At 46.2% G+C, this 12,925-nt stretch carries 10 protein-coding genes and 1 pseudogene; 10 read left to right on the top strand and 1 reads right to left on the bottom strand.

Going from position 1 to position 12,925, the window contains the following annotated elements; translation table 11 throughout:
- Positions 1 to 4 precede the first annotated feature (4 nt).
- Positions 5 to 274 (bottom strand): chaperone NapD, encoded by a 270-nt coding sequence (locus EDC16_RS02485; RefSeq protein WP_132965074.1) that lies wholly within the window; start codon positions 272 to 274, stop codon positions 5 to 7.
- 300 nt (positions 275 to 574) lie between these two features.
- Between EDC16_RS02485 and EDC16_RS02480 the strand changes: the two genes are divergently transcribed.
- The 10 genes and pseudogenes from EDC16_RS02480 to EDC16_RS02435 all read left to right on the top strand — a co-directional run.
- Complete coding sequence (locus tag EDC16_RS02480; RefSeq protein WP_132965072.1) at positions 575 to 1,036, top strand: DUF441 domain-containing protein; 462 nt, start codon at positions 575 to 577, stop codon at positions 1,034 to 1,036.
- Between the two features lie 149 nt (positions 1,037 to 1,185).
- The gene (locus EDC16_RS02475) at positions 1,186 to 1,755 is read left to right on the top strand and encodes a TetR/AcrR family transcriptional regulator (RefSeq protein ID WP_132965070.1); all 570 of its coding nucleotides are present in this window, start codon (positions 1,186 to 1,188) and stop codon (positions 1,753 to 1,755) included.
- A gap of 41 nt (positions 1,756 to 1,796) precedes the next feature.
- Positions 1,797 to 2,990 carry an efflux RND transporter periplasmic adaptor subunit gene (locus EDC16_RS02470; protein WP_132965068.1) on the top strand — a complete coding sequence of 398 codons (1,194 nt, stop codon included), beginning with the start codon at positions 1,797 to 1,799 and terminating at the stop codon, positions 2,988 to 2,990.
- A 30-nt stretch (positions 2,991 to 3,020) separates the two neighbouring features.
- The gene (locus tag EDC16_RS02465; RefSeq protein ID WP_132965066.1) at positions 3,021 to 6,125 is read left to right on the top strand and encodes an efflux RND transporter permease subunit; all 3,105 of its coding nucleotides are present in this window, start codon (positions 3,021 to 3,023) and stop codon (positions 6,123 to 6,125) included.
- Between the two features lie 133 nt (positions 6,126 to 6,258).
- The gene (locus EDC16_RS02460) at positions 6,259 to 7,800 is read left to right on the top strand and encodes an AbgT family transporter (protein WP_132965064.1); all 1,542 of its coding nucleotides are present in this window, start codon (positions 6,259 to 6,261) and stop codon (positions 7,798 to 7,800) included.
- Between the two features lie 37 nt (positions 7,801 to 7,837).
- Positions 7,838 to 9,073 carry a peptidase T gene (pepT, locus tag EDC16_RS02455; protein ID WP_132965062.1) on the top strand — a complete coding sequence of 412 codons (1,236 nt, stop codon included), beginning with the start codon at positions 7,838 to 7,840 and terminating at the stop codon, positions 9,071 to 9,073.
- A gap of 111 nt (positions 9,074 to 9,184) precedes the next feature.
- Positions 9,185 to 10,894, top strand: coding sequence for a signal recognition particle-docking protein FtsY (ftsY, locus tag EDC16_RS02450; protein ID WP_132965060.1), 1,710 nt, complete (start codon positions 9,185 to 9,187; stop codon positions 10,892 to 10,894).
- Between the two features lie 31 nt (positions 10,895 to 10,925).
- A complete protein-coding gene (gene ftsE / locus EDC16_RS02445) occupies positions 10,926 to 11,585 on the top strand; it encodes a cell division ATP-binding protein FtsE (RefSeq protein ID WP_132965058.1) in 660 nt (219 codons plus the stop codon).
- A gap of 13 nt (positions 11,586 to 11,598) precedes the next feature.
- The gene (ftsX, locus tag EDC16_RS02440) at positions 11,599 to 12,534 is read left to right on the top strand and encodes a permease-like cell division protein FtsX (RefSeq protein WP_132965056.1); all 936 of its coding nucleotides are present in this window, start codon (positions 11,599 to 11,601) and stop codon (positions 12,532 to 12,534) included.
- A 90-nt stretch (positions 12,535 to 12,624) separates the two neighbouring features.
- A pseudogene (locus tag EDC16_RS02435) lies at positions 12,625 to 12,825 on the top strand (YbaK/EbsC family protein); the annotation flags it as partial.
- Between the last annotated feature and the right edge of the window lie 100 nt (positions 12,826 to 12,925).

The raw sequence follows: 12,925 nt of genomic DNA, 5'->3' as shown, positions 1-12,925 counted from the left end.
TTGATTAATTCTGATCTTGTTGGTGATACACCAAAGAGACAGCCAATACGCCATGAATATTGCGCGCCGCCTCCATACGTTCTAATAAAGCGCTCTGGCTGTGCGACTCCATCACTACTGCCAGTTTGCCACTATTTTCATCAACAGCGTTGATCTCGGTATAATCCATTTGTTGCAAAGCGGTTTTGACCGGGAAAACATCTTGTGGTCGACACTGCACCACCACACCACAAACATGCCATTCGGCACTGTTTTCTCTGTTTGAATCACTCATCTCAATTTCCCGAAACCTGTCTTAAATCCCACTGACCTCACCGCATAATAGTGTGTAAAAATGCAAAGTGCGGTCAATTACAACTTTGAAGATAAAATTATCCATGCTTTCCGTCTAGATTTAATGACTATAAAGAGGTATTTTTCCGCTTACCTTTGAGACTTTTGATTTATATCAAGTCATACGGGATAAACTTATGGTTATATAATTTTTTATATTACGATTAAATATGATCAAGCGCTTGCTTTTTCACCTGCCCACCAGTAGATTGGTATTATTATCCCTCTAATTTAAAATTTTATGTCTTTCTTTCAGTTTAACGCTGCCGCAGCGATGTTGATTTTTCTGATTATTCTCGGTTACTTCAGCCATAATAATTCTATTATTATTTCTGCAGCCGTGTTGCTGCTGATGCAGCAAACGCCATTAGAACGGCATATTCCGTGGCTTGAAAAATACGGATTACACATCGGTATTACGGTATTGACCATTGGTGTGCTCAGCCCGCTGGTTTCAGGCAAAATCAAATTGGATGGCATCGGCAGCTTATTATTCAATTGGAAAATGATACTTGCCATCGTTGTCGGTATTTTTGTTGCTTGGCTCGGTGGGCGGGGTGTCACGTTAATGAGTGCTCATCCATCAATCATCACAGGGCTGTTAATCGGTACTATCGCCGGAGTGGCTTTTTTCAAAGGCGTTCCGGTTGGACCATTAATTGCCGCAGGTATGCTGTCATTAATTTTAAGTCGCTTCAATTGAATAGTCATATATAACCGCACTTTTAAGGCTGACTCAGCACTAAATAGAACGAAAAACAATCAAATCATTGTTTTATTTCTTGAATTGCAACACCAAACTGACTAAAATGAACGTTCATTCATTTAACCGTTTTGAGGTCGGTTCAACCCATGCAATATTCTGAAACGCAAACTGCCCAGCAAATCCTTGTTGCAACAGAAAAATTGATGGCAGAAGACGGTTTACACACCCTGTCGATGCAAAAAATCGCCAAAGCCGCGGGCATTTCCGTCGGCACGATTTATATCTATTTTACCAATAAAGAAGAGTTGTTAAGCAATTTGGCAAAATATCTCTTTGCGCGAATTGATGCCCAGCTAGTTAAAAAGCACAATCCTGATGCACCGCTGTTTGAGCAATATCGTCAAATGTGGTGGAATTTTTGGGAATTTTTCGAGCAAAATCCGCATGTTTTAAAGAATTTCTACCAATATGACAGCCTTCCCGGATTTAGTGAGCTCGTTAAAAGCTGCCACCAACGCCGAGATATCTGGAATACATTTATTAAACATGGGCAGAAGCAACGAGTTCTATCCAGCTTGCCACATGATGTTTTATTTGCGCTAAGCTTAGGAAGCGCCATCAAACTGGCTTTTCGGCAAGCACATTATGATGAATCCTATGCTGTTGAAATGCTTGAAGATGTGATCCGCAGAACTTGGCAAAGTATTTGCTATTAACTACAAAACCAATCCTATTTTTATTCTTACGGAGTTTTTTTATGTCAGATATTCAAACTAACAAGCCTAAGAGATCGCGCTCTTTTGTGATGAAATTGGTGCTTCTCATTGTTATTCTGGCGTTTGCCGCCGTGATCGGCTTACAAATAATAAAATCACGCGGCATGGCTGCCTATTTTGCCAATATGCCGGAAGCAATCAACCCAGTCACAGTGACCACAGTACAGACTCAACAATGGACACCGGCTATCGAAGCCACCGGGATTATCCGTCCAAATCAAGGAGCAATGCTCAGTTCGCAAATGGCGGGTAGCGTGAAGTCAATTTTTGTGCAGGCCGGGCAACACGTTAAAAAAGGGGATTTACTGATCGAACTGGACTCTGATGTGGAAAAAGCCAATTTAGCCGCTTATCAAGCTCAATTAACCTCCGTACAGGCCAACTACCAACGTTATCAAACCCTGTTCCGCAGTAAAAGTGTGTCAAAAAGTGAATTGGACAATGCCGAATCCAGCTATCGGGCGTTGGTTGCCAATATTGAAGCGGCCAAAGCCACCATTGCTCGTCGCCAAATTTATGCGCCGTTTGACGGCGTCACCGGGATCATCCAAGTCAATGTTGGACAATATGTCACCATTGGGCAGGCAATGGTGCGGGTGGAAGACATAAGCACCACCAAAATTGATTTTTCTTTAGGACAAAATAGCTTAGAAAATCTGTTTATCGGGCAAAAAGTCACTGCAGTCGTCGATGCTTTTGTCGGTGAAACGTTCTCTGCCAAAATTTCGGCGATCGAGCCGGCGGTTACCTCAACCAGTGGCTTGATCGATTTGCAAGCCACCGTTGAAGACAGTCGTGACAAATTGCTGTCCGGTATGTTTGCCCGAGTGCGGGTTGCACTGACCACCGAATACGATCAAATCGTGTTGCCACAAGTGGCAATTGCCTACAATATGTACGGTGAAAGTGTGTATCGCTTGACCGCACTTTCCGAAGCGGACAAAGAAAAATATGCCGATAATCAAAATCTGGATAAGATGTATCGTGCAAATTTGGTTACCGTCAACACCTTAGAACGCAGCGGTATCTATTCTCATTTGAAGAGCGGTTCATTACAGTTCGGTGATATCATCGTAACCGGCGGACAACAGCGGTTGAGTAATGGCAGTCTTGTCGTGGTTTCAGACCAAGCCGGTGTTGGTACTGAGCAGCCTGCTGCAACACCGAAGTTGTAAGCAAAATCAGACAAAAAGATAGGAAAATATATGCGTTTTACAGATATTTTTATTCGTCGTCCAGTCTTGGCTGCCGCAATCAGCATTCTGATTGTGATTTTGGGTTTGCAAGCGGTGTCCAAATTGACGGTGCGCGAATACCCGAAAATGACCACCACGGTGATCAACGTCAGCACCGTCTATGCCGGTGCCGATGCTAACCTGATTCAGGCGTTCGTGACCTCACAGTTGGAAGAAGCAATTGCGCAAGCGGACAATATTGATTATATGTCATCCAGCAGCCGCCAAAGCGTATCGACCATTACCGTCAAAATGAAATTGAATACCGATCCGAATGCAGCATTGGCGGATATTCTTGCTAAAGTCAATTCGGTGCGCTCTGCCTTGCCGAGTGATATTGACGACCCGACCATCACCTCTTCAACGGGTGGTTCGGGGATGATGTATGTCAGTTTCACTTCTGAACAGCTTGACCCAAGCCAAGTGACCGACTATATCCAACGGGTGGTCAAACCGCAGTTTTTCACCATTCCCGGCGTGGCTAAAGTCGATATTTTCGGTGGTACGCCGTATGCCATGCGAATTTGGTTGGATCCACAAAAAATGGCTGCCTTAGGGCTTTCTGCCCCAAGAGTGATGACCGCACTTTCCAGCAACAATGTGCAGACCGCCGCAGGTAGCACCAACGGCTGGTACACCGTCATCAAAAATAAAGTCAACACCACTACCACCGATGTTGAGCAGCTAAAAAATCTGGTGATCAGTGCTGACAATGATAAATTAGTCCATTTAAGTGATATTGCTACTGTCGAACTGGATCAAGAAAGCGATAATGCACGTGCTGTTGCCAATGGCGAAAATGCAGTAGTATTGTCAATCGAACCGGCGTCCAGCGCCAACCCGCTGACCGTGATCGAAAATATCTATCCGTTATTAGACACTATTCAGAAGAACTTACCGCCGAGTATTCAGGCGAAAGTGTTGTATGACCGTACGATTGCGATTAACAGCTCGATTGATGAGGTGGTGAAAACCATTTTGGAAGCGACCTTGATCGTATTGGTGGTGATTACCATGTTCCTCGGTTCTTTCCGTGCCATGATTGTGCCGGTGGTGACGATTCCGATCTCACTGATTGGCGTCATTATGTTGTTGCAAGCCTTTGATTTCTCTATTAACTTGATGACACTGCTGGCAATGATTCTGGCAATTGGTTTGGTGGTGGACGATGCGATCGTGGTCTTGGAAAATGTTGACCGCCACATCAAGTTGGGTGAAACACCGTTCCGTGCAGCCATTATTGGAACACGAGAAATCGCCGTTCCCGTCATTTCGATGACCATCGCCCTGTGTGCAGTTTACTCGCCGATGGCACTGATGGGTGGAATCACCGGTACATTGTTCAAAGAGTTTGCCTTGACGTTGGCGGGGGCGGTTTTAATCTCCGGCGTGATTGCCCTGACCTTATCACCAATGATGTGTGCCAACCTATTGAAAGCTAGCGCTACGCCAAGCAAATTGGAACGCTGTGTCGAAGGATTCTTGCACAAACTAACCGAAGGTTACCGCACTTTATTGGCTCTCACCATGGCAAACCGCATTTGGGTGTTGGGCTTTGCTGGGATTATTTTCGCCACACTCCCCGTATTGTTCACCTCACTATCCAACGAGCTGGTACCAAATGAGGATAAAGGCGCCTTATTGGCGATTGGAACCACTTCCGCCAATAAAAATATCGACTATATACAAGACTCGATGAAAGCTTACGAAGCCTTGTTGAAAGAGACGCCTGAAATTCAATTTTCCCAGGTCATTTCCGGGGTGCCTGCCTCGAACAATGCGCTGGCAATTGCCACACTGGTGGACTGGTCTGAACGCAGTCGTAGCCAAGCCCAAATCATGGCAGATCTGAACAACAAAGCCAAACATATCCCGGAAATTTCGGTTTCCGGCTTTCCGTTCCCAGAAATTGATACCGGCGAGCAGGGGATGCCGGTGTCGTTTGTAATCACCACCCCGAATGACTACTCCGATTTGGTGCTGATTGCTCAATCTGTGTGGCAGGCGGCACAACGGTCCGGACAATTTATCTTCTCTAATCTGGACTTGAGCTTCGACACCGCCGAAATGCACATGGATATCGATATGGACAAAGCCAACTCCTACGGTATTACCATGAGCCAAATCAGCGCCACCTTAGGCAGTTTCCTCTCCGGCGCTACCGTTACTCGAGTGGATATTGAAGGACGTGCTTATAAAATTATTTCGGAAGTGGAGCGCAAGAAACGCCTGAATCCGGAATCAATGAGCAGCTACTCCCTGATTGCCGCCGATGGACGTGCGGTACCGCTCAGCAGCTTAATTAAACTGGAACTAAAAACCCAACCGCTGTCGCTGCCACGCTTTAACCAGCTAAATTCTGCGGTGATCAGTGGCGTCCCAACCGGATCGATCGGTGATGCCGTTCAATGGTTCCAAACCAGTGGTGCCGAGCTATTGCCACAAGGCTACACTTATGATTTCCGTGGTGAATCACGGCAATATGTACAAGAAGGCAATACGTTGGCAACCACTTTCGGTTTAGCGGTAATCATTATCTTCTTAGTCTTGGCAATTCAATTTGAATCGATTCGTGACCCGCTAGTGATCATGGTTTCAGTGCCGCTGGCAATCAGTGGTGCACTCTTAATGCTTAATCTGCTCAACTTCTTGGGGCTTGTCGGTACAACTTTGAATATCTACTCGGAGGTCGGGTTGATCACCTTAGTCGGACTGATCACCAAGCACGGCATTTTAATGTGTGAAGTCGCCAAAGAAGAGCAGTTATTACACGGTAAAAACCGTATCGAGGCAATTTCCGAAGCGGCTCGTATTCGTTTGCGCCCGATTTTGATGACCACCGCCGCGATGATCGCCGGGCTGATTCCTTTGTTGTACGCCTCTGGCGCCGGTGCAATCTCGCGTTTCAGTATTGGTGTGGTCATCATCTCCGGTTTGGCAATCGGCACATTGTTCACCCTGTTTGTGTTGCCGGTGATCTACAGTTTTATCGCCAGCCAACATAAACCTCTGCCGGAGTTTGACGAAAACCAACCGGCTATCGAGGATCACGGACAATTGGATCAGTCACATTAAGCCGCTGACCTGACCGCACTTTATAGAGTATTGCTAAAAGGGATTACTTGTCTGGGTAGTCCCTTTTTCTTTACTAGAACAACATAAGCTGCTACAAATACTTTCTTATTCTTCAATATTAGGAACTTTCAAAATGTCAGAAAAATTAGCCATAAAGCGTGATTGGCTGCAAAAAATCGAATATATCGGCAATAAATTGCCGGATATTACCATGTTGTTTGTATATGCCCTGATTATTTGCTGGCTGCTCTCGTGGGGATTATCTTACTTCAGTTTTGACTATATCAATCCAATTACGCAGCAGCCATTGGTGATTGTTAATTTATTCCAACCGTCTGAAATTTTGGCTTTTTTGACTTCGCTGACCAAAAACTTCGTTAATTTTCCCCCTCTAGGTATTACCATTGTTGCCACCATCGGTATTGGTATTGCTGAGGCAAGTGGTTTTATCAATGTCGGCTTAAGCCGCGCTTTAAATGTTATACCCCAAAACATTGTGACACCGGCAGTGATTACAGTTGCGGTTTTTGCACACATCGCATCCGATTCTGCCTATGTGATTTTAATGCCGGTCGCAGCACTGATTTTCTATTCTGTCGGTAAACATCCGTTATCCGGCATTGCCGCATCATTTGCCGGCTTGGCGGGTGGCTTCTCAGCCAGTTTCACGCCATCCATTATCGATCCGATTATGCAAAGTTTTACCCAAAATGCGGCACGTATTATTGATCCAAGTTATGAAGTCAATATTTTAGCGAACTACTTTTTGAGTTTCGGCAGCACGTTTTTTGTGATTGGTGTATGTTGGTATATTACTGACAAAATCATCGATCCACGTTTAAAAAGAACCATGCCGCTTTCCAACGAATTAGATTCAGCACACATTGATATCCAGCAACCTTCTGCACTGGATTTAAAAGCCTTTCGTTGGGCAAGTGCGGTTTTCATTTTGATCGCCATCGGATTATTTGCTGTTGCAGCTCCGCAAAATTCATTATTACGCTCACCGGAAGGCTCGCTGACCAGCCCGACTGCTCCGATTATGCAGATCATCGTGCCGTTATTGCTGTTGTTTTTTGCTGTACCATCACTGATTCATGGTGTGATCGCCAAAACCTTCTGTGACACACGAACAGTGACGAAATCAATGGAAAAGATCACCTATACCTTAGTGCCTTTCATCGTATTTTCATTCTTTTGCGCCCAATTTCTGTACTCGTTTAACCGATCCGGCATCGGCACGCTAATCGCCTTATCAGGCGCTGAGTTCTTGAAATCACTGCAAATGCCGTCCGGTATTACGATTTTCGGCGTATTAATCCTGACCGCACTTTTAAATATTATTATCACCTCCGCCACCTCAAAATGGGCGATTTTATCCTCTATTTTGGTGCCGATGCTGATGTCGGTAAATATTTCGCCGGAACTAACCCAAGCTGCATTTCGCATCAGTGACTCGGTGGTCAACGTATCCACCCCAATGTTTGCCTTTTATCCGCTGTTGATTTCATACTGCCAACGGTACTGCAAAAATACCGGCGTCGGCACATTGTGTTCGATGATGATTCCTTATACCATCGGCCTATTTATCGTCTTGACCCTGGTGTTGTATGTTTACTGGTGGCTCGGGATTCCGCTCGGTTTTGACAGTGGCTACACTTACCCGAAAGCATAACTGAATAATAAGCAGAACATGATGCAAGGAGAACACAATGCAACAACAGTTAATTGAACGCTTTTTTCGTTATCTGGCGATCAGCAGCCAAAGTAATGCCGCAGCTTCAAGCGTGCCCAGCTCGGATGGGCAATGGAAAATGGCGGAATTATTGTCGGAAGAATTAAAACAGCTGGGCTTAAGCCAGATTCATATTGATCAATATGCCAATGTAACCGCACTTTTGCCCGGCAGCGTGCCGAATGCTACGCCAATTGGGTTTGTGGCACATATGGATACCGTCGATGTTGCGCTGTCGGCACAAATTTCACCACAAATTAAACGCTTTGACGGTACAGATCTGGTATTAAATCCGGCACAAAATATTAAGTTGAAAGTCGCCGAACACCCTGAAATTCTTGCCTATCAAGGGCAAGAAATCATTTTCAGTGACGGTACCAGCGTGTTGGGTGCCGACAACAAAGCGGCGATTGCAAATATCATGACCGCACTTTCGATCATTCAACAACAAAAAATCCCGACCGGCGATATTTATATTGCTTTTGTGCCTGACGAAGAGATTGGTTTACGTGGCGCAAAACAGCTGGATCTAACCCGCTTCAAACCGGATTTTGCTTATACTATCGACTGTTGTGAATTGGGTGAAGTGGTGTACGAGAACTTTAATGCCGCTGCTGCCGACATTACCATCTACGGTATCAGCGCCCACCCAATGTCGGCAAAAGGCGTGATGGTCAACCCAATTTTAGTCGCCCATGATTTGATCAGCCGTTTCGATCGCAATCAAACACCGGAATGCACCGAACAAAAAGAGGGCTATTGGTGGTTCAACCGTGTTGACGCCAACCAAAGCCAAGCTAAGCTGCAAATTGCAATTCGCGATTTTGATAAAACTGCTTTTGAACAGCGTAAAGATTTTATTTTACAATCAGTTACACAACTACAACAGCAATATCCACAAATCAGAGTCGAGTGTAAAATTGAGGATATTTACGGCAATATCGCCAACACTTTAACCGATGATCGCCGCTCAATCGATTTACTGTTCAGCGCCATGCAACAGCTCGACATCACTGCAAAAGTCACCCCAATGCGTGGCGGCACCGACGGTGCAGCACTTTCCGTGAAAGGCATTACCACTCCGAACTATTTCACCGGCGCACATAACTTTCACTCTAAATTTGAATTTTTACCGATCCCGTCATTTGTCAAATCCTGTGAATTGACCTTGCAGCTGATCAAACAGGCGACGAAATCATCAAAGTGTGGGTGAGAAAATTTCACAAAAAAAGCGGTTAAGTGATAAACTAGCCCTCAATTTGAATGGTCTTTAACAGACTTTACTTCATCACTGAATTGACTGGGTATTAGTGAGAAAACGGGAATGACGGATAATAAGAAAAAGAGCGGTTTTTGGTCTTGGTTAGGCTTGGGCAGCAAAGAGCAACAGCAGACAGAACAGCAAGTTGAAACGTTGGCGCAGCAGCAAGCAGAACAAGAAGCGGCGAGACAAGCCGAAGCATTAGTACAACAGCAGGCTGAACAGCAAGCCGCAGAGAAAGTGCAGTTGGCGCAACAACAAGCTGAACAAGAAGCGGCGAGACAAGCCGAAGCATTAGTACAACAGCAGGCTGAACAGCAAGCCGCAGAGAAAGTGCAGTTGGCGCAACAACAAGCTGAACAAGAAGCGGCGAGACAAGCCGAAGCATTAGTACAACAGCAGGCTGAACAGCAAGCCGCAGAGAAAGTGCAGTTGGCGCAACAACAAGCTGAACAAGAAGCGGTGAGACAAGCCGAAGCATTAGCGCAACAGCAGGCCGAGCAGCAAGCCGCTGAAAAGGCACGCTTGGCGCAGCAGCAAGCAGAGCAGGAAGCTGCTGAACAAGCACGCTTGGCGCAACAACAAGCTGAGCAAGAAGCCGCAGAGAAAGTGCGGTTGGCGCAGCAGCAAGCAGAGCAAGAAGCGGCGATACAAGCCGAAGCATTAGCGCAACAGCAGGCTGAGCATGAAGCCGCTGAAAAAGTGCGGTTGGCGCAGCAGCAAGCAGAACAAGAAGCCGCTAGACAAGCCGAAGCATTAGCGCAGCAACAAGCTGAGCAGGAAGCCGCCGAGAAAGTGCGGTTGGCGCAGGCGCAAGCACAACCCAAAGAACAAGAAAAACCGAGCGAAGGCGGCTTTTTCAGCCGTTTGCTGAAAGGCTTGGTAAAAACTAAACAGAACCTAGGTTCCGGATTTCGTAATCTATTCACTGGCAAAAAAATCGATGATGAGTTGTTTGAAGAGCTGGAAGAGCAGCTGTTGATCGCCGATATCGGTATGCCGACCACCACCAAAATCATTAACAATCTGACCCAGCATGCCTCGAAAAAAGAGTTGCGCGATGCAGAGCAGTTGTATCAAAAATTGAAAGAGGAAATGGCGAATATTTTGCAGCCGGTGGCACAGCCGTTGGTGGTGGCGGATAAAAAACCGTTTGTGATTTTAATGGTCGGGGTCAACGGTGTCGGCAAAACCACCACCATCGGTAAATTGGCACGCCAGTTCCAGTCGCAAGGCAAATCGGTGATGTTGGCGGCAGGCGACACATTCCGTGCGGCAGCAGTCGAGCAGTTGCAAGTTTGGGGCGAACGCAACCATATTCCGGTGGTGGCGCAAAGCAGTGGTTCCGATTCGGCTTCGGTGCTGTATGATGCACTGGAATCGGCAAAAGCCAAAAATATCGATATTTTATTGGCGGATACTGCCGGGCGCTTACAAAATAAAAATAATTTGATGGATGAATTGAAAAAAATTGTGCGGGTGATGCAAAAAATTGATCCACAAGCGCCACATGAGATTATGCTGACACTGGATGCCGGCACCGGGCAAAATGCCATCAGCCAAGCCAAACTGTTTAACGAAGCGGTCGGCTTGACTGGAATTACGCTCACCAAGCTGGACGGCACCGCAAAAGGCGGTGTGATTTTTGCCATTGCCGATCAATTTAAAGTGCCGATTCGCTATATCGGCGTCGGGGAAAAGATCGATGATCTGCGTCCGTTTGAGGCAAAAGAGTTTATCGAAGCGTTATTTAGTCAGGAAAGCGAGCAATAAGTCAGCACGTCCTAACAATAAGAGAGAGAATATGATTCGTTTTGTGAATGTCAGCAAAGCCTATCTGGGCGGCAAACAAGCCTTGCAAGGTTTGAGCTTCCACCTGCCGATCGGTAGCATGAGCTATCTGACCGGTCATTCGGGTGCCGGCAAAAGTACCTTGTTGAAATTGATCATGGGGATTGAACGTGCCAATGGCGGCAATGTGTTTTTCAACGGTCACGATATTACCCGCATCAACTCGCAGCAGATTCCGTTTTTACGACGCCAAATCGGTATGGTGCACCAAGACTACCGCTTACTGACAGATCGCTCAGTATTGGAAAATGTCTCTCTGCCACTAATTATCAGCGGTATGCACCCGAACGAAATTAAACGCAGAGCCTCGGCAGCGTTAGACAAAGTCGGTTTGCTACACCGTGCCAACCATTTGCCGGCACACCTCTCCGGCGGCGAACAACAACGAGTGGATATCGCCCGCGCCGTGGTCAATCGACCGCAATTGCTGTTGGCAGACGAACCGACCGGTAATTTGGACAAAGCCCTGTCGCAAGAAATTTTTCGCCTGTTTGAGGAGTTTAACCGTATCGGTGTTACTGTGTTAATTGCTACTCACGACCACAACATCATTCAACAAAAACCAAAACCGACCTTAGTCTTGGAACAGGGTCATCTGCGGGCATTTCAGTAGGAGCGGTAAAAATATGAATTCTCGTCGCTTGCAAGCGCCGTTTTGGCTAAACATTCAGTATGTTATGAAATCGGTGTTGACCGATCTTTGGAACAAAAAAATCGGCACCGTTTTGACTGTGCTGGTGATCGCAGTTTCGCTAACTATTCCAACTATCAGCTACTTGTTGTGGAAAAACACCAAACAAGCCGCTACCGAATTTTATCCAGAGTCGCAAATCACGGTTTATCTGCATAAAACCTTAAGTGAAGCCGACGCCAATCTGGTGGTAGAGAAATTGCGCCAACAAGAGGGGGTTGCTGCATTAAGTTATGTTTCGCGTCAACAGAGTCTGGAGGATTTTCGCGCTTGGTCTGGATTTGGCAGTGAATTGGAACTGCTGGATGACAACCCGCTACCGGCGGTGGTGATGATCACGCCGCAAGAGGAGTTTCAACAATCTGCGAAATTAGCCGATCTGCGCGTTGCGCTCAACAAAGTTAAAGGTGTAGATGAAGTGCGGTTGGACAGTGATTGGCTGGAAAAACTGGCGGCAATCACTTGGCTGGCAGGACGAATTGCAGTGGTTTGCACCCTGCTAATGTTATTGGCGGTGGTGTTGGTGATCGGCAACAGCATTCGCTCTGATGTTTACAGTAGCCGTGCCAATATTGAAGTGATGAAACTGCTCGGTGCTACCGAACATTTTATCCTGCGCCCTTTTTTATACACCGGCTTAATCTACGGCATTGTCGGCGGCATTTTGGCAGCATTGCTAAGTGCGGTTACGATTGCCTATTTTTCCACCGCAATTGAATATGTCGCCAATATTTTTGCAGTCAAATATGAATTAAACGGCATCAACCTGATTGAAGCTATTTTTATCATTATGCTAGCTGCTTTCACCGGCTGGTGCGGTGCTTGGATTGCGGCGAAAAAGCATATTAACCGTTTGGACGAGGGGCAATAATGATCTGCCCCCTCTTTATCTTGTTCAAACCGCACTTTAGCTTGTAATTAAAGCATTATGTCACCATAAACTTTTCAACAAACTGTTGAGTTGATTAATCAGCACCAATCCCATTACTGCGTGGTTGAACATCGCGCTGCCTGAAAATTGGAAGAGGTGGCGAAGTTGCGCGGCACTGAACTCGGGCAGGGTGCGAAAGCCTTGGTGTGTACCCTGAAGGGTAACGGGGTGAAACAGACGGTATTGGCAATCCTGCCGGCGGATCGGCAAGCTGATTTGGCAAAAATTGCTGCTGTGTTCGCAGAGGTATAGTTTTTATATTCGTTTATTAGAGAAATGCAGTTGCTACTATACCGAAAGCTGTCTGACACTTTATCTAAAAATTTTTCAT

It is taken from the genome of Testudinibacter aquarius (assembly GCF_004342725.1).
Classification (GTDB): Bacteria; Pseudomonadota; Gammaproteobacteria; order Enterobacterales; family Pasteurellaceae; genus Chelonobacter; species Chelonobacter aquarius.
The sequence above is the reverse complement of the archived record's forward strand: the minus strand, read 5'-3'. Positions and strand labels throughout refer to the sequence as shown.